The organism is Acinetobacter sp. ANC 4648 (assembly GCF_002135345.1).
GTDB lineage: Bacteria > Pseudomonadota > Gammaproteobacteria > Pseudomonadales > Moraxellaceae > Acinetobacter.
Genome location: NZ_NEGI01000001.1, coordinates 451,500 through 474,581, shown reverse-complemented (window position 1 = coordinate 474,581; position 23,082 = coordinate 451,500). Strand labels below are relative to the sequence as shown.

Annotated in this window: 23 protein-coding genes and 1 pseudogene; 11 read left to right on the top strand and 13 right to left on the bottom strand. The window is 37.5% G+C overall.

The genetic code is table 11. The features are described 5' to 3' along the window. Positions 1-76: 76 nt before the first annotated feature. The 4 genes from B9T27_RS02200 to B9T27_RS02185 all read right to left on the bottom strand — a co-directional run bounded on the left by B9T27_RS02200 (position 77) and on the right by B9T27_RS02185 (position 3,795). Complete coding sequence (locus B9T27_RS02200; protein ID WP_086205217.1) at positions 77-1,231, bottom strand: methionine aminotransferase; 1,155 nt, start codon at positions 1,229-1,231, stop codon at positions 77-79. A 34-nt stretch (positions 1,232-1,265) separates the two neighbouring features. After that, entirely contained in the window at positions 1,266-2,570 is a 1,305-nt protein-coding gene (locus B9T27_RS02195; protein ID WP_086205216.1) for a DUF445 domain-containing protein, read from the bottom strand. Positions 2,571-2,586: 16 nt separating this feature from the next. Next, on the bottom strand, positions 2,587-3,150 hold the full coding sequence (locus B9T27_RS02190) for a CC0125/CC1285 family lipoprotein (protein WP_086205215.1): 564 nt from the start codon (positions 3,148-3,150) through the stop codon (positions 2,587-2,589). 105 nt (positions 3,151-3,255) lie between these two features. Beyond that, positions 3,256-3,795: a DUF924 family protein gene (locus tag B9T27_RS02185; protein WP_086205214.1), complete on the bottom strand. Its 540-nt coding sequence runs from the start codon at positions 3,793-3,795 to the stop codon at positions 3,256-3,258. A 209-nt stretch (positions 3,796-4,004) separates the two neighbouring features. On the opposite strand from B9T27_RS02185, the gene gshA reads away from it, so the two are divergent. Both gshA and B9T27_RS02175 read left to right on the top strand, forming a co-directional pair. Next, the gene (gene gshA / locus B9T27_RS02180; protein WP_086205213.1) at positions 4,005-5,582 is read left to right on the top strand and encodes a glutamate--cysteine ligase; all 1,578 of its coding nucleotides are present in this window, start codon (positions 4,005-4,007) and stop codon (positions 5,580-5,582) included. 32 nt (positions 5,583-5,614) lie between these two features. After that, positions 5,615-6,115, top strand: coding sequence for a disulfide bond formation protein B (locus B9T27_RS02175; RefSeq protein WP_086205212.1), 501 nt, complete (start codon positions 5,615-5,617; stop codon positions 6,113-6,115). A 304-nt stretch (positions 6,116-6,419) separates the two neighbouring features. Here the strand turns inward: B9T27_RS02175 and B9T27_RS02170 are convergent, their stop codons facing one another. Beyond that, positions 6,420-7,751: an alpha/beta hydrolase gene (locus B9T27_RS02170; RefSeq protein WP_086205211.1), complete on the bottom strand. Its 1,332-nt coding sequence runs from the start codon at positions 7,749-7,751 to the stop codon at positions 6,420-6,422. Between the two features lie 245 nt (positions 7,752-7,996). Between B9T27_RS02170 and B9T27_RS02165 the strand changes: the two genes are divergently transcribed. Further along, positions 7,997-8,581: a YqiA/YcfP family alpha/beta fold hydrolase gene (locus B9T27_RS02165; RefSeq protein ID WP_086205210.1), complete on the top strand. Its 585-nt coding sequence runs from the start codon at positions 7,997-7,999 to the stop codon at positions 8,579-8,581. 16 nt (positions 8,582-8,597) lie between these two features. After that, complete coding sequence (parE, locus tag B9T27_RS02160; protein ID WP_086205209.1) at positions 8,598-10,478, top strand: DNA topoisomerase IV subunit B; 1,881 nt, start codon at positions 8,598-8,600, stop codon at positions 10,476-10,478. Between the two features lie 54 nt (positions 10,479-10,532). Here the strand turns inward: parE and B9T27_RS02155 are convergent, their stop codons facing one another. Both B9T27_RS02155 and B9T27_RS02150 read right to left on the bottom strand, forming a co-directional pair. Continuing rightward, positions 10,533-11,036 carry a GNAT family N-acetyltransferase gene (locus tag B9T27_RS02155; protein WP_086205208.1) on the bottom strand — a complete coding sequence of 168 codons (504 nt, stop codon included), beginning with the start codon at positions 11,034-11,036 and terminating at the stop codon, positions 10,533-10,535. A 108-nt stretch (positions 11,037-11,144) separates the two neighbouring features. Continuing rightward, positions 11,145-11,867, bottom strand: a complete 723-nt coding sequence (locus B9T27_RS02150) for an outer membrane protein OmpK (RefSeq protein ID WP_086205207.1) — start codon at positions 11,865-11,867, stop codon at positions 11,145-11,147. 523 nt (positions 11,868-12,390) lie between these two features. Between B9T27_RS02150 and B9T27_RS02145 the strand changes: the two genes are divergently transcribed. The 4 genes and pseudogenes from B9T27_RS02145 (at position 12,391) to B9T27_RS02130 (ending at position 15,038) form a co-directional block, all read left to right on the top strand. Further along, the gene (locus tag B9T27_RS02145) at positions 12,391-12,741 is read left to right on the top strand and encodes an HPF/RaiA family ribosome-associated protein (protein WP_086205206.1); all 351 of its coding nucleotides are present in this window, start codon (positions 12,391-12,393) and stop codon (positions 12,739-12,741) included. A 157-nt stretch (positions 12,742-12,898) separates the two neighbouring features. Further along, positions 12,899-13,441: a hypothetical protein gene (locus tag B9T27_RS02140; RefSeq protein ID WP_086205205.1), complete on the top strand. Its 543-nt coding sequence runs from the start codon at positions 12,899-12,901 to the stop codon at positions 13,439-13,441. Positions 13,442-13,455: 14 nt separating this feature from the next. Beyond that, positions 13,456-14,223 carry a transporter gene (locus B9T27_RS02135; protein ID WP_086205204.1) on the top strand — a complete coding sequence of 256 codons (768 nt, stop codon included), beginning with the start codon at positions 13,456-13,458 and terminating at the stop codon, positions 14,221-14,223. Positions 14,224-14,345: 122 nt separating this feature from the next. Next, positions 14,346-15,038 (top strand): annotated as a pseudogene (locus B9T27_RS02130) (glutathione S-transferase family protein). A 458-nt stretch (positions 15,039-15,496) separates the two neighbouring features. Here the strand turns inward: B9T27_RS02130 and B9T27_RS02125 are convergent. Both B9T27_RS02125 and B9T27_RS02120 read right to left on the bottom strand, forming a co-directional pair. Beyond that, positions 15,497-16,099, bottom strand: a complete 603-nt coding sequence (locus B9T27_RS02125; RefSeq protein ID WP_086205203.1) for a diguanylate cyclase domain-containing protein — start codon at positions 16,097-16,099, stop codon at positions 15,497-15,499. Positions 16,100-16,346: 247 nt separating this feature from the next. Continuing rightward, positions 16,347-17,261 carry an alpha/beta hydrolase gene (locus B9T27_RS02120; protein WP_086205202.1) on the bottom strand — a complete coding sequence of 305 codons (915 nt, stop codon included), beginning with the start codon at positions 17,259-17,261 and terminating at the stop codon, positions 16,347-16,349. Positions 17,262-17,415: 154 nt separating this feature from the next. Between B9T27_RS02120 and B9T27_RS02115 the strand changes: the two genes are divergently transcribed. After that, positions 17,416-17,847, top strand: coding sequence for a DUF2147 domain-containing protein (locus tag B9T27_RS02115; protein WP_086205410.1), 432 nt, complete (start codon positions 17,416-17,418; stop codon positions 17,845-17,847). Between the two features lie 88 nt (positions 17,848-17,935). On the opposite strand, the gene B9T27_RS02110 is transcribed toward B9T27_RS02115, so the two are convergent. Continuing rightward, a complete protein-coding gene (locus tag B9T27_RS02110) occupies positions 17,936-18,283 on the bottom strand; it encodes a Spx/MgsR family RNA polymerase-binding regulatory protein (RefSeq protein WP_086205201.1) in 348 nt (115 codons plus the stop codon). A 499-nt stretch (positions 18,284-18,782) separates the two neighbouring features. Then, on the bottom strand, positions 18,783-19,601 hold the full coding sequence (locus tag B9T27_RS02105; RefSeq protein WP_086205200.1) for an exodeoxyribonuclease III: 819 nt from the start codon (positions 19,599-19,601) through the stop codon (positions 18,783-18,785). Between the two features lie 41 nt (positions 19,602-19,642). Here B9T27_RS02105 and pyrE point away from each other — a divergent pair, with 41 nt between their 5' ends. Beyond that, on the top strand, positions 19,643-20,293 hold the full coding sequence (pyrE, locus tag B9T27_RS02100; RefSeq protein ID WP_086205199.1) for an orotate phosphoribosyltransferase: 651 nt from the start codon (positions 19,643-19,645) through the stop codon (positions 20,291-20,293). 255 nt (positions 20,294-20,548) lie between these two features. Here the strand turns inward: pyrE and B9T27_RS02095 are convergent, their stop codons facing one another. Next, positions 20,549-20,755: a DUF3565 domain-containing protein gene (locus B9T27_RS02095; RefSeq protein ID WP_086205198.1), complete on the bottom strand. Its 207-nt coding sequence runs from the start codon at positions 20,753-20,755 to the stop codon at positions 20,549-20,551. 116 nt (positions 20,756-20,871) lie between these two features. On the opposite strand from B9T27_RS02095, the gene gshB reads away from it, so the two are divergent. Next, complete coding sequence (gene gshB / locus B9T27_RS02090; RefSeq protein ID WP_086205197.1) at positions 20,872-21,819, top strand: glutathione synthase; 948 nt, start codon at positions 20,872-20,874, stop codon at positions 21,817-21,819. 42 nt (positions 21,820-21,861) lie between these two features. Here the strand turns inward: gshB and B9T27_RS02085 are convergent, their stop codons facing one another. After that, positions 21,862-23,010, bottom strand: coding sequence for a CynX/NimT family MFS transporter (locus tag B9T27_RS02085; RefSeq protein ID WP_416224380.1), 1,149 nt, complete (start codon positions 23,008-23,010; stop codon positions 21,862-21,864). Between the last annotated feature and the right edge of the window lie 72 nt (positions 23,011-23,082).

Here is a 23,082-nt window from a genome sequence, read left to right as displayed (position 1 = left end):
ACAGTAGCATATAACTGAATGAAAAAGCCTGAGTCTTTGCGTAACTCAGGCTTTTTCTTGCGGGTAAATATAGGGCTTATACTTGGCTTAAAATTTTACAGGCTTGTATTAGAGTTTCATCTTTTTTGGCAAAGCAAAAACGAATTAAGCGTAAATTTTTAGGTGCTTGTTGATAGAAAACTGAGACTGGAATCGCTACAACTTTATGTTCTTCGGCTAGATATTTACACATTTCGACATCATTTAAATCTGGACGAATTACGCTGTAATCTAGGTTTTGAAAAAATGTGCCTTTGGAAGGGATTACATGAAATTTTGAGTTTTCTAATCCTGAAATAAACAAATCACGTTTGCGTTGGTAGAAGCTAGATAAATCGGTTATATGCTCAGGATGTTGTTGCATGTAGTTGGCAAGTGCCATTTGTATCGGCGTAACGCCACAGAAGTTGGTAAATTGATAAATCTGGCGAAAAACATTCATGAGCTGGGGAGATGCAATGCAATATCCAGTTTTCCAACCTGTGACATGAAAGGTTTTTCCAAAAGAACCGACCACAAAACTTCGATCTCGGAGTTCAGGAAAGGTGAGTGCTGAAAGATGTTTTTCACCGTCATAAATGAGATGTTCATAGACTTCATCAGATAGGACGATGATATTTTTATCTTGAATTAATGCAATCAGGTTTAACCAATCTTGACGTGACCAGATTGCCCCTGTCGGATTATGAGGGGTATTCACAATCACCATTCGAGTTTTATCTGTAATAGCATCTTTAACTTGATTCCAATCTACCGAAAAGTCATCTGAATCCAACGCAATGTGAATGGCTTTTCCACCTGCCAATTGCACACTCGGTGCATAACTGTCATAGCTGGGGTCAAAGATAATAACTTCATCATCAGCGTGAATGAGGGCTTGAATCACACAAAAAATGCCGATCGTAGCCCCCGGAGTAATGGTGATTTCTGTTATTGGATCAAGTGTGAGCTGATCACGTTGTAAAAAAAGATTGGCGACTTGTTCACGTAGGGTGAGTAAGCCATCACCCGATGCATATTGATTATAGCCTTCTAGAGTAGCTTTACTTAAAGCATCTAATAATGCAGGAGGTGCAGCAAAATCTGGAAATCCTTGCGCAAGATTGAGTGCATTCAGGCGTTGCGCCATCGCGGTCATGATGCTAAAAATAGTGACACCTTGCGCGGGGAGTTTGGAGTGGATTTCGATCATGACCTAAACACGAAAAAGTGGTGATGACTATAGCTTATAACGCAAAATCAATAATTGCGCGAATTACGCCTAAAGTTAATCCAATAAAAGCACCAACCACGACACCATTGACTCGAATCATGTGCAAGTCCCCGCCAACTTCATTTTCAATCTTAGCAATCATTTCACGGGAGTCCCATTCATGGATACGTTCACTAATAAAACGGATGACTTTTTCACTATATTGATCACTTAAATTTACCGCAAGACCACTCATACGATCATTTAAAAGCTCACGTACCGCTTGATTTTGGATTAAGTTTTCACCCACTTGTTGAATCGCAATACGTAAATTAAGAGCAATACCAGAATTGGCTTTCAGCAAGTCTTGTTTAACTGCATCACAGAGAATGACCACCGCGCCTGTAATAAAATTCAAGACTGATGAACTATCTAATAGAGCATTTTTACTTTCATTCAAACGTAAGCTAGCATGGCTATTATTATCTGCAAGCTCTAGCATAAGCTGATGCGCGACGGCTTCTATTTGTTGACGAATAGGATGTTCAGAATCTGCCAGCATGGATTCGACTTTTTCTAATAAAGAATCAATGGTACGTTGTTCAACATCGATCCCAATCCAACTTGCACCTTTTGCTAATCGTGATACACCAAGTTCTTTAAAGAGAGTTTGGGTAAGTTCGCGGGTTTTTTCAGGATGTTGCATCATCCATTCATGTGCAATATCTAAGCCACGCTGCAATACATCTTGATGAAAGTCATTTTCTAAAACTGCCCGTAGCATTTCGCTGGCCAGACTATTCATTCGAGTATTACGTGCCCATTGCACACTATTATTTTGAATAAAGCGTCCAATTTGCTCCTGTCCGACAAATTCAAAAATTTTGGGTACAGTCTGCTGAATGACATCGACAACTTGGCTATTATTACTTGGATTGGCCAGCCATTGGCCAATTGCTAAACTTAGATCAGTATCGGCCAAGCTTCTTTTAACCACTTGTGGAGAGAGGAAGTTTTCTTGAACAAACTTTCCCATCGACTCTGCAATTCGGGCTTTGTTGCGTGGAATAATTTCAGTATGATCTTTTAAAAAATGAGGAATCGGAATTTTGCCAAAAGGATTTCTAAATAATACGGTAATCGCATACCAATCGGCTAAACCACCGACAACCCCAGCTTCTGCACCCAACATCAGAATATGAATAAACCAAACATATTCAGGCATTAATTTAGCAACAATAATTAAAATAATCCACGCCACAATCGCAACGATTAATGCGATTGTGGCAAAACGTTTACTTCTATTTAAACTCGGTATGCTTTGTTCAGAATCACGCATTCAAATTCCTAAGATTTTATTGTTTTGATGATGTTACCTCAGCGGGCTGGGGTTGTAGTACCTGTCCTGTCGGACTAACGCCATATTTTTGTCCTAAAGACTGCAAAATCAGACGAGCGTCAAAAGCATCATTCGGTGCAGATTTTTTGTCTTTAAAACATGCAATCGTATAGGACACTTGTACTGGATCGAGTGTGACCACTTGTGGCATGTCATAGAATGGAGGATAGAATGCCCCATGTCGGCCATAATTATAGGGATAATAGAAGTTTTGATTTGGATAAACCACTGCTTGACGTGGGGGCAGTTGGGTACGATTACTCGGGTCATTCATGACTTTAAAAAACTGAAAGCCATTTAAAAGGGTAGTTTGCGCTGCTTTTACCAGTGTAATTTCTTCTGCTGTGCCAAAGCTCATGTTGCTATTGCCTTTAAAGCTAACACGGAAAGTTTGAGCGTTGAGTGGGTAGGTTGAAAACTGCCCTAATTGGTCAAATGTACGCGGTTTGGAGAGTGTGGTGGCACAACCTGAAATTGTGAGTACTGCCACCATAGCCAGACCGATAAATACTTTTTTCATGGTTCGTTCCTTTTGATGGATCAGTAGTTTTAGGGGTTTATATTGTTATAAATGGGTGGAGCGAAGATGGATTTCAAGCTGGTTTTTGTAAGGCCACTCCGAGCATTAAAAATGGCTATTTGGTTGTTTTAAAAACTCTAATTCTTCAGGTGTAGATTGACGCCCTAAAATTGCATTGCGATGTGGATAGCGCCCAAAACGATCAATAATACTTTTATGTTGTTTTTCAAAATCTAAATTAATGGGATTACCTAAATTTTCAAAAAGTTGTAGTGCATGTTCATGCATTAGTTTGGATTCACTGTGCATAAAAGGCATATATAAAAATGCACGTTGTTCAGGAGCTAGCTGTTGGTCTAGCCCTAAACTAATACTTTCTTGTGCCAGTGCAAGTGCCAAAGGATCATGTGTAAATGATGCAGGGGAATTACGAAATAAATTTCGTGAAAATTGATCTAGTACAATAATTTCAGCTAAACGCCCTTCAGCCGTTTTCCGCCATGTCCAAAGTTCAGCTTGACGTGCTTGTTCAAGGACCTCTGTAAAATGATTGCGTAATTCTTGGTCGAACTCATCACTTTTAGCGAACCAATAAGTTTGAGTGTTTGAGTTGAACCAAAAATCGATGACTGCTTGATAATTCATTATATTTACAATTCTTTAGCGATTATTGTTCTATAAAATCACAAATTTATGATGTTATATAGCGCAACTTTGTGATAAAAATTTGCCAAAATAGAATGAATAGTTCGTCCAAAATCGAATCGGGCATGCTGTAGCAGCAATAATTCACGTTATACTGATGTAATCCAATAATTTTATTTTAAAAAATTCTTTAAGATAAGCGAGTAAGTATGAATCAACCCGAAGCGATTTTTCCATCTGTTTTACCGACTTGGGTCGATTCAGCATTGTTCACTGGAATGTTACGTGGCATTGAGCGTGAAAGTTTACGTATGCAAAGTAATGGTTTCTTATCTCAAGCAGATCATCCTAAAACTTTGGGTTCAGCTCTAACCCATCCACATATCACCACAGATTATTCTGAAGCCTTGATGGAGTTTATTACTCCGCCGAAAGAAAGTATTCCAGAAGCATTAAATTATTTAGCAGATATTCATGCAGTTGTGCATCGTTATTTAGAAAATGGCGAAAAACTTTGGCCATTGTCGATGCCATGTATGTTGGATGAGCAAGAGGAAAATATTCGGTTAGCACAATATGGCACATCTAATATTGGAAAATTTAAAACCTTATATCGTCATGGCTTGGGAATTCGCTATGGTCGTCGTATGCAGACGATTTCGGGTGTACATTATAATATTTCATTTCCTGACACTGTATTTGAAGCATTACAACAACATGAAACCGATACTGTCTTAAAGGCATTAAATTTGCAGGATTACCGTAGCCATCGGTATTTGGGTTTAGTACGTAATTTTATTCGGTTAACGCCTTTGGTGACATTTCTGATTGGTGCGAGTCCATCGGTGTGCAAATGTTTTATGACTGGGCGTGAACATCAATTATTGCCTTTAGTGAAAGGTACTTTGTATCTTCCTTATGCGACAGCCTTAAGAATGGGGCAGTTTGGTTATCAAAATTCTGCACAGAAACAATTAGGCATCCATTACAATAATTTAAAAGCTTATGTGGAAGAGCTACAAAAAGCAGTCCATACGCCTTATGAGCAATTTAGTCATTTGGGTCTAAATAATGCGCAAGGTGAACCAATTCAAATTAATGATCACGTCCTGCAAATTGAAAATGAATATTATAGTTTAGTACGTCCGAAACAAGTTCCCCAAGCAGGTGAAACCCCTTCTGAAGCTTTAGCTGATCGTGGAATTGGCTATGTTGAATTGCGTGCGGTAGATGTGAATCCGTATAGTGCAATTGGAATCAATGAAGATAGCGCCGGCTTCCTCGAGGTTTTAGCCTTATATTGTCTATTGAAAGATAGCCCTGATCTGTTTGATGATGAACAAGAAATCATTGAAAAAAACCAAGCTGAGGTGGTCAATCGTGGTCGTGCACCGAATGCCAAGATTATGGAAGCAGGTCAGGAGTACTCACTTGAAGATTGGCTACAGTCGCACATTAATGCAATGCAACCTTTAGCCGAGTTACTGAATCAAACGTATGCAACTGATTTGTATACACAGGCTATATTGGTAATGCAGCGCCGTATTGATGACGTTGCTGAAACGTTATCTGCTCAAGTAATTGAAGATACCCTTGAACAAGGTGGGACATGGAGCTTCGGTAGCTTTATGGCAAATCAACATCTTGAAAGTTACCAACAGCATGTATTAAGCTCTGAAACTTTAGCGTATTTTGAAGCACTTACGCAGTCATCCCTGCAACAGCAACAGCAGCTTGAGCAAGATACAAGTATCAGTTTTAATGACTATCTTGCTAAATTTAGATAAACCAATCTGATAAAAAATTAAGAGGAAAATCCATGCAATGGCGTAATTATCGCTTCGTGAGTGGTATTTTATTTTTAGCAAGTGTCGTCGGTATGGCATTTGCCTTGTATTTGGAACATGCTCAGGGTTTAGAGCCATGTCCACTTTGTGTATTTCAACGTATTGGTTTAATCGGTTTAGGGCTTATTTCCTTAATTGCATGTTTACATAATCCGATTAGTACTGGATTTAAACGTGTTTATGCATTTTTAGGTTTAGTTGCGATTGCTTGGTCAGCAGGCGTTGCGGCTCGTCATGTATGGCTACAAAATTTGCCACCAGATCAAGTGCCAAGCTGTGGACCAGGACTAGATTATTGGGTAGAAACTTTACCAATGAAATCTGTATTTAAAGAAGTATTAACAGGCTCAGGCGAATGTGCCATGGTAGATTGGACATTTTTAGGACAATCCTTACCAGTTTGGTCTTTGGCATTCTTTAGTGTTTTAACCTTGATTAGCTTATGGCAATTATTCCGTAAATATCCTACTTAATACTTTTAAAATAGCCAGTTTAAACTGGCTATTTTTTATTGTAGTATTCTCGCCCTAATTAAAAATAACCCGATGAAAAATATTTAATGGATAGGGATGACACTCTCAATATTCATTTGCTCAGCGATGATATCTCTACTCTAGAAATAGGTACAAAGATTAATCCGCGCAGGTTATGTGTAGTGCATACATACCATGAAATTATGCATCCCATAGAAAGTCTTCGACTTATAGTCGAAGCATAAATCCAAATGACCGCATAGAAAAGCCAACTTGAAAACTCAATTGGTTTAAAAATATATAATCAGGTCTGTACAATGCCTTGCATATTTTCCAATTGAATTAGATATTTACGAATTTGTTTTTCTGCCAAATCATCATGATTTGGGTAAAACCATTTTGCAATTTGTTCTGCCACACTCGGATGATATTGAATTTCTAAGTGATTTAAGCCATAAAAAACAGCTTTATGGGATTCAGGTAGTTTGAGTTGATAGCGTGGATTGGGATGCTCACCTAAAGCACTTTTGACACTAACCAAATAGTCGCCAATAATTTTTAAAGTCTTATTCTTTTTATTGGCAAGCTCGAGTGTACCCGCAACTAAAAAGCTATTGATGTGTGAAGGCAATGGTGCTGGTTTACGATTATCATCGACTAAGCCAATTCGTGCATTATTATGCTCCCAATCATCATCACGAACACTGCCATAGCGTAAATCTAAAATACCATTACTACGAATATTTACGATGTGACTGATCATTTTAACAAGTGGGAAATGTCCGGTTTTTTCTTGTAAGGCAAAACCAAAACGTTCCAGCACTGCACCATGATGAGGTGAACCAATACAGACTAAATTTTCCACCATATGGAACCACTGGTGCATATTTTGTTTGCCATAAAATAAAGCGCTTCGTGAAACAAGGCCACCCATGCTATGTCCAATTAAATCAATACTGGTGATGCGTGGATTACGTTTGACTAAGTCTTCAAGTAAGTTAGAGAGACTGCGACCATTGGCAGAAATACGCCGTCCAGTATTGTAATTGAGATACAACATTGTGTTGTTATCACGCTGCGCTAACAGTTTCTCACCGATACCTCCATTACCACGGTTGGACCAATCTAAGTGATTCATACATAAACCATGCACAAAAATTACAATACGTCCGTCTAAATCACCTTGCTGAACCATGCCATACCGGTCATACAAAAGGCTCGAAAGTGCAAGAGGATTCTGAGTGCTAAGCAGATAATCCCCTAAAACACCATTGAGCGCACTGATTAGAAAATGCATATTCGCTGTTAGTGCTTTGTCATGTAAATTGGGGAAACGTTCAATAATTTTACGTAAACTGGGTGCAAGTAAGTAGTTACCGTAGTGCTGTAAAGTGCTATATCCCAATTGATAAGCCTTTTCGACATAAGGCTGCATTTGAAATTTTTGGGCTTTTTGTTTACTTAAACCAAATACACTCAAGAGCATTTCGCGTTGAATCGCTTGAATAAAATCTTGAACAACGCCACTTAAGCGAGTGCTGACCAGTTGAGCTAAACCTTCCAGTACATCAGCTTGACTAAGTGGGGAGCGATCCCATTTACAATAGGTTTCGTGTAGTGGTGTTAAACTCGGCATGTGTGGGTTATCCTAATTCTAATTGATCCATATCGGAGACTTTATTTTTGCTACAGATCAATGTATAAATCCTATTTAATCATCGAATATTGTTCATCCTGAACAGTTTTAAGATACCGATGATTATCTTCAAATGTTAAAATTTTGTCTGACAAACAAAAGGTTATTACCTAACAATCGTATAATTTTGTGATATATATCACGTAAAAATAAAACAAATTGAGTTAAATTTCAAATAAGTTGATATGAATATTATCTATTTACATGGTTTTCAAAGTAGCGCTTTATCTATTAAAGGACAGCAATTAAACCATTATTGTCAGCAATATCCAGCGTACAAAGTACATTTGCCCGATTTAAATATGCCGCCTCAACAGGTATTTGATGCTATTTCCAGTTTAATTGAACAATTCGATGATGTTGTTTTGGTTGGGAGTAGTTTAGGTGGTTTTTACGCGACACAATTGGTCGCGAAATATGGTGTACCTGCTGTACTGATTAATCCTGCTATGCGACCATGGCAATTGTTCCGAGATTTATTTGGAGTTGAGCAAATTCCGTATAAAGTAAATGAGCACTGGACTTTAGATGATGCACAACTTGATCACTTAGAACGAATTGCTGTGCCATTTGTACAGGATGCAGACAAAATATTGGTTCTGTTACAACAAGGTGATGAAGTTTTAGATTATCGTGAAGCACAACGGTATTATAGTGCTGCCGCGCATACATCCTTAATCATGATCGAGATGCATGGCAACCATGCCATGGAAAATTTTGCAGATAAAATACCGATGCTTTTGGAATTTTTATCGTATTCCCTAAAATAAAAGGAAAACCTACAACGTGTCTCAATATACGGCCCAATCACTTGAAGTTTTATCTGGCCTAGATCCTGTACGTCGTCGTCCAGGCATGTATACCGATACCACTCGTCCAAACCATTTGGCGCAAGAGGTTATTGATAATGCGGTCGATGAGGCACTTGCAGGACATGCCAATAAAATTACTGTGATCGTCTATAAAGATGGCTCTTTATCGGTCGAAGATAATGGTCGTGGGATGCCGGTTGATATTCATCCTGAGTATGGTCAGAGTGGCATTGAAATTATCATGACCAAGCTGCATGCTGGCGGTAAATTTAGTACCGATAACTACCAATTTTCAGGTGGTTTACATGGGGTCGGAATTTCTGTTGTTAATGCATTGTCGACACGGGTAGAAGTGGAAGTACAGCGTCAAGGTAATTTATATAAAATGGCGTTTGAACGAGGTGAGCCCGTTTCAGCGCTTGAAGTTTTAGAAGGTAAAGTGGCGAAACGTGCCACAGGAACTAGGGTTCATTTTTGGCCAGAAGATAAATATTTTGATTCACCTAAATTTGCCTTAAAAGCACTAAAACATAATTTAAAAGCCAAAGCAGTTTTAGCTGCAGGGCTACAAATTATTTATATTGACGAAATTAATAATGAAAAAATAGAGTGGCAGTTTGAAAATGGTCTAGTTGACTATTTGATGGATGAGCTACAAGAGCGTGAAATTATCCCTGAGCCTGCTTTTGTTGCAACAGGTGAAGTGGAGCGTGCGAGTGCTGAATTTGCAATTTGTTGGAATGCTGAAGGCGGTGAGCAAATTCAAGAGAGTTACGTGAATTTAATTCCTACCGCACAAGGTGGTACGCATGTAAATGGCTTACGCTCCGGTGTAACCGATGCCTTGCGTGAGTTTTGTGAGCTCCGTAATCTACTGCCCCGTAATATGAAATTGTCTGCGGAAGATGTTTGGGATGGCGTGAATTATATTCTGTCTTTAAAATTCCAAGAACCACAATTTTCGGGACAGACCAAAGAGCGTCTTTCCAGTCGTGAAGCATCCAATATTGTTTTAAATATTGCCAAAGATGCTTTTGCTTTATGGCTTAATCAAAACTCTGAAGTCGCAATGCAGCTGGCTGAATTGGCAATTGCCAAAGCGGGTCGCCGTTTAAAAGCCGCGAAAAAAGTTGAACGTAAAAAGATTGTTTCGGGCCCTGCGCTTCCAGGAAAATTGGCCGATTGTGTTGGCCATACACTAGAAGAGTCTGAATTGTTTATCGTAGAAGGGGATTCTGCTGGTGGTTCGGCTAAGCAAGCACGGGATAAAAACTTCCAAGCGATTATGCCAATTCGTGGAAAAATTTTGAATACTTGGGAAGTATCTTCAGATGAAGTTCTCGCTTCTCAGGAAGTACATGATATTGCAATTGCCATCGGTGTAGATCCAGGTAGTGATGATCTTTCCGAATTACGTTATGGCAAAATCTGTATTCTTGCAGATGCAGATTCAGATGGTTTACACATCGCGACTTTGCTGTGTGCTTTATTTGTGAAGCATTTTCATGCCTTAGTGGAAGAAGGGCATTTATTTGTAGCAATGCCACCGTTATATCGTGTAGATGATGCGAAAGACGTTCATTATGCTCTAGATGATGATGAGTTAGAGATTATCTTAAAGAAAGCCAAGTCTAAGAATCCACAGATTATGCGATTTAAAGGTTTGGGTGAAATGAATGCGAGTCAGTTGCGTGAAACCACAATGGATCCGAATACGCGTCGCTTAGTTCAACTAGATTTGGATGATGCTCATTTTACTGCAGGTTTATTGGATAAATTGTTAGCAAAAAAACGTTCTGGCGATCGTAAGCATTGGTTAGAACAAAAAGGTAATTTGGCAGATTTGGCCGTATAAAATACAAGCCCCGAAAGGGGCTTTTTAGCACCTATATTTATAATTTTTTTAATATTAATCCAATATCAGTTGTAATAAGACAAGATCTCGCCATTGTCCAAATTTTTGACCGACTTGAGGCATGTAGCCTGTTTGTTTAAAGCCTAGTTTTTCATGCAATACAATTGAGCCAGTATTATCATGATCAATCGCAGCCACCATAACATGCATATTCTGCTGTTTGGCATGTTCAATCAGCTTAAGCATTAAAGTCTTGCCTAAACCTTGGCGTGTAAAATTGGGATGAATAAATACAGAATGTTCAATGGTTTGTTTAAAGCCATGAATTGAACGAAAGGCAGAATAATCGGCAAATCCTGCAATATTATGGGAATATTTTTCTTCTGCAACATACAGTGGGAATTGCTGAGTGATTAAGTCTTCAAACCAAATTTTTAGATCTGCTAAAGTTTTAGGATGATGATTCCACGTTGCGGTTCCATTGATAATTTCGGCATTATAAATTTTGAGAATATGCGGTAAATCTTCTATTTGAGCGGGACGAATTAAAAAGTCCATAAAAATGCCGAGTGAAAAATTGTCCACCTATTTTAAAAACTTTAGCGAATGACAGCAATAAAAAAGCAAGACCGAAGTCTTGCCTTTAAATAAAAATCACAGTGGCAATTAGAAGTGATATTTCACTAATGCGCTAACGTTATTTTCATTTTTATCTGGAACGCCATATTTGTTATGCCATACCGAGTATTCAACACCAAGATATAAGCGTGTTGCTGGAGAAATGTGTGGGCCTACATTCCACTTCCATTGTGTGGTCCAGTTCAATTCACTTGAATGAGCAACTTTATCATTTTCAGCAGTAGACCAATCGAGGAAACCATCAACTAGAAATTCTTCAGCTGCAAGCTTAAATGGAATGCCATAGGTAAATGTCAATTGATAGTCATCTGCTTGAATATCATTATTCGCACGATACAAGTTTAATTGAGCATATTGGAAATAAGGAATCGCTAAATCTACACCTACCCCATATAGATAGTTGTTCATATCTTTACCACCTTCCCAAGTGGTTGCGATTAACACATCTTTAATTGGCCCTAATTCAAGTTTTTGACCTGAAACTGCGCCTAAGCTTAAACGCGGTGATACTTCAAAATAAGTATCTGATTGACCACTGCTGTTAGTGCGGTCTGCAAAAGCAAAAAAATCACCATATTTAAGCTTTGCTGCATATTCAAAAGTTACAGTAGACTGTTTTTTGTCTGGTGTTAACTCATAGTTTTCACCATATAGACCAGTAACACTGAAGTCTTGCCAAACAGGTGCTGCCTGCGTCAAAGTTGCAGTTGAAGCGAGCAGGCACAGTGCAGTAATGTGTGTAAGTTTCATTAAAAAATTTCTCCCCCAAGAAAGCGCTTAAAGGATACAGATTATTAAGCAAAAATAAAGCTGAAATAGCATCAAAGAAAAAAAATATGTAATTTTTAAAAGTATTCGAAACTAGAGGGTTTAGATTTTAATATTTAAAATTGAAATTTAATAATTTTAGGAGTATGGAGTAGCTAGATTAAAATCTTAGAATAAGGTTGTTTTTTGAACAGAAAAAAATTATTAAAAATACATATAAAACAGTACGTTATTTTACTTTGTAATAAGTTGTCAATTTTCATATTCTTTTCATTAATTTTTTCAAAATCTACTTGCTTATTTTTCAATAAGGCCTGATATTGAATACATAAGAACACGAATCTGCAGATAAAAAGTGTTCATCCGTTCAATTATGGAGGAAGTCATTCCAATTAATTGAAGATGAAGAACTGTGATAAACAGTAAGCTTAAGGCGTGTGCAAAATAGAATATAGACCATTTATTTTGTATAAAAGATTCAAATGAAGAAAGAGGATGATATTTTATGAACATTGAAATCCGTACTGATAAAAACATTCAAAATAGCGAACGCTTGATTACCTATGTACGCGAAGAGCTGAACCAAGAATTTCAACGTCATAGTGAACGTATTACCCAATTTTCTGTTCATCTAAGTGATGAAAATGGCCCGAAAGGCGGAGATGATGATATCCGTTGTATGGTTGAAGCGAAAGCTGCAGGCTTAAAACCTGTGGTAGGAACCTATAAAGCAAAGAATATTGATTTGGCGTTACATGGTGCGATTGAGCGAGTGAAACGTAGCTTAGAACATGTATTAGAGAAAAAAGAGAGTCCGCGTGCTGCTCATCTCGAAATCATAGATGAGGAAATTTAAAAAAAAGCCCTTCGGGGCTTTTTTGTGAGCAAGAGCTTTGTCAGAAAATAACAAAAATGGGCATGATTTAAATAAAATGTTAAGCCATTAAAATTTCTCGAAACATTCTGCTAAATATTCGGCATAATCATCACACTAATATAAGTGAGAGATCGGCATGTTAAATGCTCAACAACAAGTGTTTTTACAGGCTTTAGAAGATTTAGACCTGAACCAAGTTCAGCGTCTGTTAGCTGATGGTCTTGATCCGAATTTTATTGATCCAGAAAAAGGGCCTGCCGTCTCTGTTTGGTCGGATGGTCTATTTAAATGGTGGGAAAATATTTGTGAAGCCTATGAAGCTGGGCAACAATTAAGCACAGAGCAAAAACAGCAAACATTACAAGTTCATTTAGATATTTTAGATGCTTTAATTCAAGCCAAAGCAAATTTTCATTTGTGGGATGCTGAAGAATGTTATGGACCTTTATGGGATTCTGCGAGTGCAGCATGTGTGCCAGCCGTTCATCGTTTACTCGATATTAATGTAGAATTGAATAGTAAAGATGAAGAAGGACAAACCATTCTGACGTCTATTAGCGATTTATTTTTTGATTGTGATTTTGATCAAATAGATTGGTCACAGGCTTTACCTGAAGAGAAAGAAACTTTAGAGTTGTTGCGTAGTCGTGGCGCAAAAATGTCGAAAGAATTAGCCTAATTCAGAGCAAATATATGACAATCTTAAATAAAATTACTTTAGTACTGGCTTCAACAATAAGTATGGCCAGCATGGCAGCCGATTTCTCCTTTGATCGTCCTGGAACTGGATTTGGAACTGGAATCACGCCAGTAGGGCATCTGGCATGGGAGCAAGGTCTTCCGAGTGCGAACTATACGGAAACAAAAATTGATGGTGCTCAAGCGAAAACGGTGACCTTGACTACGGATATGTTGTTTCGTACCGGATTAACATCTAATACCGAATTACAATTGGGTTTTCAAGGCGCGGGTTGGACAGAAACGAAGTACAAAGGCGAAAAAAACCATGATTCAGGCTTAGGTGATGTCAGTATTGGACTTAAACATGCCATCGATTTAGATGATGATAAATTGTCTATGGCGATCTTAGCGCGTGCTTTAATTGCGACGGGAAATGAGAATTTTTCTGCAGAAGATGATATTTATAGCATCGGTTCATCATTGGCCTATCAATACAATGATTTACTGAATACTGGAATTACTATGAATTATGCGGTGCAAGATGGGCATTGGTCTATCACTGCTGTTCCTATGCTTGGTTATAAAATTGCAGGTAAATTATCAGGATTCTCGGAATTTGTTTATCGTAAAGCGGAAAGTCAAGATTATGAATATGGTCTAGGTTCTGGCTTAATCTATGCTTTAAGTGATCGTGCACAATTGGATGCGAGCATTGGTATCGATTTGAATGGTGATGATCGTAGTTATCATGCTGGATTGGGTGTTGCATTCTTATTTTAAGAAATAATACTTTGACTTCATAGTAAAAAAAAGCAACTGCAAGAGTTGCTTTTTTTTTATCGAATTCGATGCTAATTTTAGTAGGATATTTTATTACGCCTTAAATCATGGAGTAGATCAACATGGATTTATTTATCGGTAATAAAAATTATTCATCTTGGTCGATGCGTGCTTGGTTAGTATTCAAAAACTTTAATATAGCATTTCAAGAACGTTTAATTCCATTTGATGATTTTCAGCTAGATGGTGCATTTAAACAAAAGATTTTTTCGATTAATCCAACAGGAAAAGTACCAGTACTCAGGCATCATGATTTCATCGTTTGGGATTCATTAGCCATTTGTGAATACCTTGCAGAATTGCATCCTGAAAAACAACTGTGGCCATAACAAGTCACGTTACGTGTGAGAGCACGTTCGATTACTGCAGAAATGCATAGTGGATTTATGACATTACGCAGTATGTGTCCAATGAACATTGAGGCTGAGTTGGCAGAAGTCGGAGAAAAAATTTGGCAGGAAAATGTACAGCTGCAACGTGATGTGCAGAGAATTGAAGAGATCTGGCGTAGTCGTCCAGATAGAAATGGATTTCTGTGTGGTGAGTATTTCAGTATTGCTAATACATTTTATGCACCTATTGTGATGTGCTTTATTGGCTACGCCATTCCATTAAAAGAAGAAAGTCAGCGTTATATTCAAACGATGTTGAGCAATACGGCTAGACAGCAATGGGTACAAGAGGCGAAACGAGAACATTGCTTCGTCGAATGTGAAGAGCCGTACCGTAAGAATATTAATGTTCATTTAGTTTAAGAGGATTCTGAAACTTAAATTTGGTTAGCATCTTATTGTTTTGAATAAGACTGGGTTTGATCTACGTGATGTATTCAGTTGGATTTGGGGTGTTGTATTACAATAATAAAATTCACAGCTAAATCAAGCGTATATTGATTACTGCATTAAATATCCAACTTTTATGATATATCTCATTGTTTTGAGTATTTACGAACATTAGAACAAAGGCATATTTATACATGACTCCAATTCATCATAGTATTGTTGTACATAAAATTTGATGTATTAACTTGAAAAATATTCAACGTCATGGCATCTCATGTACTTAATCCTGATCATTTTATTCGATTTATTATTGTTATTTTTTTGCTGCTTTTATAGAGGTGAGGATCGAGTTAAAAGTTTATAACTTACTTTGATCAAAAGCACTGAGTAACTGAATATACAATTTTTAAGGTCAAAATTAAGTTTGTTATTTAAAGAACAGCATTTCGATCTCGAATTTGGTTAAATCCATGAGATTTAGCAATTAATAAAGCTTGATCTGCTTGTTCTAATACTTGATTACTCAAGGTTTCTGGTGCTGAAATAGAAATACCACAGCTGGCCTGTAAGAGTACCGATCTGGTTTGTATTTTAATGGCTTTGCTTTGAATTAAATTTGCTAAGCGTTGAGTTACATGCTTGGCTTTTTCTAAATTAGTATTGCTTAAGATAATAATAAATTCATGTTCGCCATAACGACCAATAAGATCGGTATCACGTAAATGATTAGACAGAATAGTTGTGATACTTATTAAAGCAGTATCTGCATGTTGCAATCCAAACTCTTGTTGAATTTTTTTAAAATTATCGACATTTAATAAAATAATTGCATAGTCGACACCCACCTGTGGATGGAGTTCTTTGAGATAAGAGTTAATGCCAAATTGGTTGTATATGCCTGTGAGTGGGTCAATTGCAATGGGATTTATATTTTGATATTTACTGATCCACGGATTTACAAATTTATTTTTAATAACATTTCTTAAAAAACTATGTAGACAACGATGTCTTTCTGAATAGATTGTATTTCTCATAATAAGTTACCACCCTAATTTTTAAAATATTTTTAGTTTTTTTGTAGGCTTATCTAAACATAGCAATTTTTATGATCTTGACCAAACTTTAGTTAGTATTAATTTAACGATATTATTAGCATTTTATCAATAAAAATGTGATTTATTTTGCACTTAGTTTGAATTATTGAAAGAAAATTGAGGTAAATCGCTTATATTATTTTAATTCTCAATAAGTCGATCAACAGGTCAGTTGACCGACTTTGATTTAGTCTTGATCAATTTTATGTGCAAATTCAGCAAGATCGGCTAATGAACGTTTGGCCTCATCAAACCATGGACTAAACATTTGAAAATTATGCCACATCCCTGTATAGAGTTTGTAAGTTACCTCAACGCCAGCTGCTCGTGCATATTCTTCGAAACGCGTCGCATCATCCAAAAGGATTTCTTTTGAACCTATTTGTACCAGTGTCGGTGGTAATCCTTTAAGGTCACCAAAGATTGGAGATAATTGTGGTAATGCTTTATCGAGATGTTTAGGAACATAAAAATCAATCCCTGTTTCCAGTGCTTCAATTGAAAGTAAAGCATCGTGTTTGGCATTGTAACGTAAAGACTCACTGGTTAAGGTCAAATCTAAAAAAGGTGACATTAAAATCAGCGCACTTGGCAATTGAGTTCGATCTTCATCTTTAAGGCGAAGTGCCAAAGCGAGTGCTAAGTTTGCACCGCATGAATCTCCTGAAACAATAATATCCTTCGGTTGAATACCTTGATCAAGAAGTTGTTGATAGATGTCATAAATCGCATCACTGGCTTCAGGGTAGCAATTTTCTGGTGCCAATGGATAATCAATATGTAAAACTTGCATTTGCGTACGTGCCGCGATTTCAGATAAAAATGCACGATGGGTTTTTAAAGAACCCACAAAAAATGCTCCACCATGAATATGCAAGATCATTTGCGTGGTTTTCGCTTGCGGCTTAATTTCTTCAGCATGAATACCAGCGATTCTTAAAGATCGAATCTGAACATCTTTACGTTGTGGAAAGACTTTGGTCAGTTGCTCTAGAGCAAAACGTAAGCTGGTTGGAGGTAAATTAAAGCGACTTGGTATTTTAAAGCTGGTTTTAAGTACAGTTTCGGTTATATATTGTTTTAGCGCAGGGTTAATCTTCATGCATATTCCATATAGTCTGAATTTAGTCTTGTTTTTAATGGGTTTACCAAAATTTGTTACTAAGGTTACACTAAATAGTCACATTGAAAAATTGCAAATTTGTTTTGATTTTTGAATACTGTAGAAGTCAAACTTGACTAGGGAAATGAAAAAAATGAAAAAAATTGTACTTGCATTAGGATTACTTGCAACAGCTGTATTTGCAAATGCTGCTGATCCCTTGAATGGTACCGTGTGGAAAACCATTGATGACAAAACAAACCAACCGAAAGCATTGGTGAAATTTACAGAACAAAAAAATGGAACTTTGTCTGCAACTATTCAAAGTATTTTAACACCTGGTGAAGAAGGTTCTTGTGATAAGTGTGAAGGTCCATATCATAATAAACCTTTAAAAGGCGTGACCATTGTTCAAGGTTTAAAAAATACTGGGGGTAAAAGTTATGATGGCGGTACCATTTTAGACCCTAAAAATGGCAAAACCTATAAATTAAAAGGTGAGTTGTCGGGTAATAAGTTAACGATGCGTGGTTATATTGGGGTTTCAGTTTTAGGTCGTAACCAGACTTGGATTCGTGCCAATTAATTCAGTTCAGAAATAAAATAAAAAGCCTGAATTTATTCAGGCTTTTTATTTTTAAGAGATAATTTTTGAGTGGGTTTGTTGTGCGTGCTTATTTTAAGGCACGAATATTATCTTCATTAAATCCGACTAAAAAGCCTTGTCCGAAATCAATCATAGGACGTTTGATTAAACTGGTATATGTGGTGAGTGCGTGGATGAGTTCCTCTTCACTGGATAATGCACGCTGTTGCTCTTGTTCAGTTAATTTTTTCCAGGTGGTGCCTTTTTTATTTAGAACCAGCTCTGCACCTAGCTGATTCAGCCAATTTTTTACAGTATCTGCATCAATACCTTGTTTTTTATAGTCATGAAATTCATATGGCAATTCAAGTTCATTGAGTAAATCAAATGCTTTTTTCATAGAATTACAATTTTTAATACCATAAATTTTTAACATGATTCAGTCTCAATCGCTTTGTTTATACAGATTCAGCAGAGTAACAAAAGGAATCGATAAAGTGCAATTTTTAGTAAATAAAATATTCAGCGATGATTAATGTCATTAAAATGCAAAGAAACAGGGTAATAATTAAATTCACAAGTAGAGATGAAGTTAACTTACTTAAAATGCTCAAACAGAAAAATAATTTTCAAATTAAATATTTATTGTGGGATTAAATCTTATAAAAGAGAAAACCCGCATTTAATCATCCTGATCATGCGGGTCTCAATATAACGTCCATTGTCTCATCCTTGGAAAATAACTACTTAACGTATTTATTTTCTATCCATCCTACGGCGTCCTATCCTTTTTTGGTCATCCTGACCATGTCCCTGTGCCGTGCAGCAATAATGCACTTATTGATGTTGAATAAAAATGCGCTAGCACGACAAGTATTGTACGAAATTTACCTACATCGAGAGAACAATTGTTCACTCAAATTAATTCGTATCAGTTAAATTTGATAATCAATAATGACTGGAGCATGGTCGCTAAACCATTCTTCTTTATAGACCCAAGCATTGATAGTGCGGTCTTTCCAATCGGGTGAACAAGCGTGGTAATCAATTCGCCAACCGACATTCTTGGCACGAGCTTGGCCTCGATTAGACCACCAAGAGTAAAGTTCCGCTTCTTTACGTACTTCACGGAAAGTATCCACATAACCTAAATCATCATAAATATGATCGAGCCATGCACGCTCATGCGGTAAGCAGCCAGAAGATTTTTGGTTGCCCGACCAGTTTTTAATATCGATGCGTTTATGTACGATATTGTAATCACCACAGACAATGACCGATTTATTTTCATCGCGCCATTGTTTCAATATTTGTTGATATTGTTCTAAAAAATGGTCTTTACGTGCTTGGGCTTCATCACCTGATGAACCTGAAGGTAAATACAGTGAGCAAATATGCACAGTTTGATCTAAGCCCAAATCAAATTCAGCTGAAATGAAACGACCTTGACTATCTGCCAATTCAAAACCTAAGCCATCTTTGACTGATACGAAGGGGAGGCGGCTATAAATGGCAGTGCCGGCATAGCCTGGTTTTTCAGCAGGGAAAAGGTGGGTATGCCAACCTTCTGGTTTGAATTTTTCGGTCCATTGAGCATGCGTGATACGACTCTCTTGCATGCATACCACATCTGCCTCGGACTTTTCTAACCACTCCAGTAAGCCTTTGGTGACAGAAGAACGTAGTCCATTGACGTTAATTGAAACGACTCTTAAAATTTTTTGATCACTTGGATAGCTACTCTTTGGTATCATGCGCAGTCATAACCTCAATGTATGAATTTTTGGAGCACCTCATGTCAACGCCAGCTCAATTTGACCCACAAGCTTTTATCGAACTCGCATTATCACGTGGTGTGCTTAAATTTGGTGAGTTTACTTTAAAATCAGGCCGTGTGAGTCCTTATTTTTTTAATGCTGGGTTACTCAATGATGGTGAAGCATTATCGCTGTTAGCACAGGGTTATGCAGATAAATTAACACAGTGTAATAACGTTGAAGTGATTTTTGGGCCAGCCTATAAAGGTATCCCATTTGTGGCAGCTACGGCTGTGGCATTATCACAAGTGCATGGTATGAGTATACCTTGGGGCTTTAATCGTAAAGAAGCTAAAGATCATGGTGAAGGTGGCGTGCTCGTGGGCGCATCTGTACACGGTAAAAAAGTTTGGATTATTGATGATGTGATTACCGCAGGAACTGCGATTCGTGAAGTGGTAACTATCCTTAAAAATGCAGGTGCATCAATTGCGGGTGTATTGGTTGCTTTAGATCGTGAAGAAAGAGGTCAAGGAACATTGTCTGCAATTCAGGAAGTACAACAAGAGTTGGAAATTCCAGTACATGCTTTAATTACCATGAAAGATTTAATGGATTTCTTAGCCTCGAAAGGTGAGAAAGATGCTTTAGCGAAAATGGAAGACTACCGCCTGAAATATGGAATTTAAGCTGTTAGATTAAAACAGTAGATTGGCTTAGGGCGTAAGTAACGTCCTAAGCTTTAGAATAATAAATAAAATATATTTAGTTTAGACATGAATTTTAGCAAAAATTTTTAGATTTCAATCTCGAGGAAAAATCCGTGTAATTTTATATCCCCGCCATAAATTTTCTCTATTTTGTAATGGATAAAGTGATTCAAATTAATAGTAGGATGAGTTTGTGCGAAAACTCTTTATTTAACTGTGAAAAGAACCATCAGCTTAATTTGAGTCAATGCGGGTATTTATCTCACATTTTTGACATTCCAGCATCATCCCTAATTTCTGTTGCCGTCCTGCTTCTGTCATGACCCACGGACGATTTTGCCAAGGTGGAGTATGCCGAACATGCTGGGTATGGCCACAAGCGAGATCAGCAACCCAATGTTGTTCATCATCTAAATGAAAACCGATAATCGCTTGCTGCATACACTACTCCTGAGTCATCTGCACAATTATAGATAAAGCTTTAGCAAGAATGTGAAAACACATTTTGCTAATCTCCGCTATACTTTTCTCAATTTAAAAATATCAGAGTAAAAGATATGCGCGTACTTGTTGTGATGGATCCGATCGAAAATGTAAACCTTAAAAAAGATTCTACGATGGCAATGTTATGGGCGGCATCACGTCGTGGACATGAACTCGGTTATGCATTACAGCAAAATTTATATATTGATCAAGGTAAAGCTTTTGGTCTCATTTCACCATTAAAAGTGTTTGAAGACTATAATCATTATTACGAATTGGGTGAGCAAAAAAAAGAATCCATGGCAGATTATGATGTGGTATTGATGCGTAAAGATCCACCATTTGATATGAACTTTGTCTATGCCACCTATATTTTAGAACAAGCAGAAAGAGAAGGGGCGTGGATCATTAACAATCCGCAAAGCTTACGTGACTGTAATGAAAAACTCTTTGCTACTCAATTTCCTGAATTACAAGTCCCGACTTTAGTGACTTCACAGCAAAGTTTGATTCGTGAATTTTTGAAAGAACAGGTAGATGTGATTGTAAAACCACTTGATGGTATGGGCGGTACAGGCATTTTTCGTTTATATCAGGACGGCATTAATATTGGATCGACGATTGAAATGCTGACCAATAACGGGACTCAACCGATTATGGCACAGCGTTATATTCCCGAAATTGTAGATGGGGATAAACGTATTTTAATGATCAACGGTGAGCCCGTCCCTTATTGCTTGGCGCGGATTCCACAGAATGGTGAAGTACGTGGCAATCTGGCAGCCGGTGGTCTAGGGGAAGCTCGACCTTTAACTGAAAATGATAAAGCGATTGCAGCTAAAGTTGGCCCTATTTTAAGAGCGAAAGGTTTAGTTTTTGTTGGGGTAGATGTGATTGGAAATTATGTCACTGAAATTAATGTCACTAGTCCAACCTGTATTCGTGAAATTGATGCACACTTTGGTACCTCAATTGCTGATGATTTATTTAACGTACTAGAGCAAGGTCGTCCATCTGCATAAGATGTTGGTGACGCATAAAAAAGAGTCGAATGCGACTCTTTTTTATGCCCGTGGATAAGGATGCTTTTTAAAAAGTTGCCAAACTACAGTTAATCCTAAAGTGGAAAGTACTGTGGTGATCCAGCCAATATTGCTCCAATTGTGTGTATACGAGACCAATAAAGCACTGAAAGGTGGCAGTAAAAACTGAGCGAGTGCAGAAACTTGTAAAATCAGTCCGACACTTGCCGCAATAGCATTATGTTGTGGCGCATAGTGCAAACTAATAGCAAATACCGTGGCTGGAATAAATCCGCCAATCGCAGAAAATAAAGCAATGCTTAAATATTGCCAACCAAACGTTAAATGGCTTGGTAAACAGAATGTGAGCCAGCTCATTAGTAACATGGTGCCAAAACCATATCGCATTAAAGTTTTAGGTTGGAATCGGTGATGTAAAAGTATGCCAGCAGCCAGTGTTCCAATGATATTGGCAATAGAGACAAAAGCGGTCAGTGTTCCTGCACTTCTGAGTTCAATCTGATGACTCAGATAAATACTGGGTAAAAAACCGATGACCGTCAACCATTGACTGGTATAGCAGGCAAAAATTACAGCGAGACAAACAATGGGGGGATGGGTAATAGTAATTTTAAGTAAATGTTGAAATGAATGTGTCGTCGATGTTTGTACAGGTAATGTGGAATGGTGAGTTATTGGAAGTGAAAGTCGTTGACTGATGATGAGAGCTAAGACAAAACAGAGCAGTCCTAATATGAGCCAAATCATTTGCCATGAAAAATACTGTAGTAAAAGTGGAATGCTGAGCATGGCAATGCCGACCCCTAAGCCCATATAAGAGCCCCAAAACCCCATTTTCATGTTTAGGGTTGTAGGATCACAAATACGTTTTAAAATGGCTGGTGCTGTGAGGGTAATCAGTAAAAAACCGATTCCTTCAAAAAAGCGGAATAAGAATAAGCTATAAATATTATTGACTAGAACACCACTGATGCTGGCACAGCCTAAAATAACCAGCCCTGCAATAAAGCATTTTTTTAAGCCTAATTTTTCTGACAAGACTCCAAAACTCAAGGCAAATAGCATTCCTGCAGCTTGAACCAGTGATAAAGCCAAACCAGCTTGTGTCAGAGAAATATTCAGTTGTTTCTGTAAAATTGGAATAATCGGGGCCAATTTTCCAACATGCATAGCAGCTAAATAACCCGCTAAAATAATCCAGAGATCATGTCGAGTCGCAGGTGATGTCACAATATAGTTTCA

Excerpts from the sequence above, each read along its gene's own strand:
- B9T27_RS02085 (WP_416224380.1), bottom strand. The coding sequence starts at position 23,010 with ATGCATGTTGGAAAATTGGCCCCGATTATTCCAATTTTACAGAAACAA.
- pyrE (WP_086205199.1), top strand. The coding sequence starts at position 19,643 with ATGTCAACGCCAGCTCAATTTGACCCACAAGCTTTTATCGAACTCGCA.
- B9T27_RS02195 (WP_086205216.1), bottom strand. The coding sequence starts at position 2,570 with ATGCGTGATTCTGAACAAAGCATACCGAGTTTAAATAGAAGTAAACGT.
- B9T27_RS02185 (WP_086205214.1), bottom strand. The coding sequence starts at position 3,795 with ATGAATTATCAAGCAGTCATCGATTTTTGGTTCAACTCAAACACTCAA.
- B9T27_RS02110 (WP_086205201.1), bottom strand. The coding sequence starts at position 18,283 with ATGTTAAAAATTTATGGTATTAAAAATTGTAATTCTATGAAAAAAGCA.
- B9T27_RS02105 (WP_086205200.1), bottom strand. The coding sequence starts at position 19,601 with ATGATACCAAAGAGTAGCTATCCAAGTGATCAAAAAATTTTAAGAGTC.
- B9T27_RS02170 (WP_086205211.1), bottom strand. The coding sequence starts at position 7,751 with ATGCCGAGTTTAACACCACTACACGAAACCTATTGTAAATGGGATCGC.
- B9T27_RS02155 (WP_086205208.1), bottom strand. The coding sequence starts at position 11,036 with ATGGACTTTTTAATTCGTCCCGCTCAAATAGAAGATTTACCGCATATT.
- B9T27_RS02135 (WP_086205204.1), top strand. The coding sequence starts at position 13,456 with ATGACAATCTTAAATAAAATTACTTTAGTACTGGCTTCAACAATAAGT.
- B9T27_RS02175 (WP_086205212.1), top strand. The coding sequence starts at position 5,615 with ATGCAATGGCGTAATTATCGCTTCGTGAGTGGTATTTTATTTTTAGCA.
- B9T27_RS02145 (WP_086205206.1), top strand. The coding sequence starts at position 12,391 with ATGAACATTGAAATCCGTACTGATAAAAACATTCAAAATAGCGAACGC.
- B9T27_RS02140 (WP_086205205.1), top strand. The coding sequence starts at position 12,899 with ATGTTAAATGCTCAACAACAAGTGTTTTTACAGGCTTTAGAAGATTTA.
- B9T27_RS02200 (WP_086205217.1), bottom strand. The coding sequence starts at position 1,231 with ATGATCGAAATCCACTCCAAACTCCCCGCGCAAGGTGTCACTATTTTT.
- B9T27_RS02125 (WP_086205203.1), bottom strand. The coding sequence starts at position 16,099 with ATGAGAAATACAATCTATTCAGAAAGACATCGTTGTCTACATAGTTTT.
- B9T27_RS02115 (WP_086205410.1), top strand. The coding sequence starts at position 17,416 with ATGAAAAAAATTGTACTTGCATTAGGATTACTTGCAACAGCTGTATTT.
- B9T27_RS02095 (WP_086205198.1), bottom strand. The coding sequence starts at position 20,755 with ATGCAGCAAGCGATTATCGGTTTTCATTTAGATGATGAACAACATTGG.
- B9T27_RS02165 (WP_086205210.1), top strand. The coding sequence starts at position 7,997 with ATGAATATTATCTATTTACATGGTTTTCAAAGTAGCGCTTTATCTATT.
- B9T27_RS02120 (WP_086205202.1), bottom strand. The coding sequence starts at position 17,261 with ATGAAGATTAACCCTGCGCTAAAACAATATATAACCGAAACTGTACTT.
- gshA (WP_086205213.1), top strand. The coding sequence starts at position 4,005 with ATGAATCAACCCGAAGCGATTTTTCCATCTGTTTTACCGACTTGGGTC.
- gshB (WP_086205197.1), top strand. The coding sequence starts at position 20,872 with ATGCGCGTACTTGTTGTGATGGATCCGATCGAAAATGTAAACCTTAAA.
- B9T27_RS02150 (WP_086205207.1), bottom strand. The coding sequence starts at position 11,867 with ATGAAACTTACACACATTACTGCACTGTGCCTGCTCGCTTCAACTGCA.
- B9T27_RS02190 (WP_086205215.1), bottom strand. The coding sequence starts at position 3,150 with ATGAAAAAAGTATTTATCGGTCTGGCTATGGTGGCAGTACTCACAATT.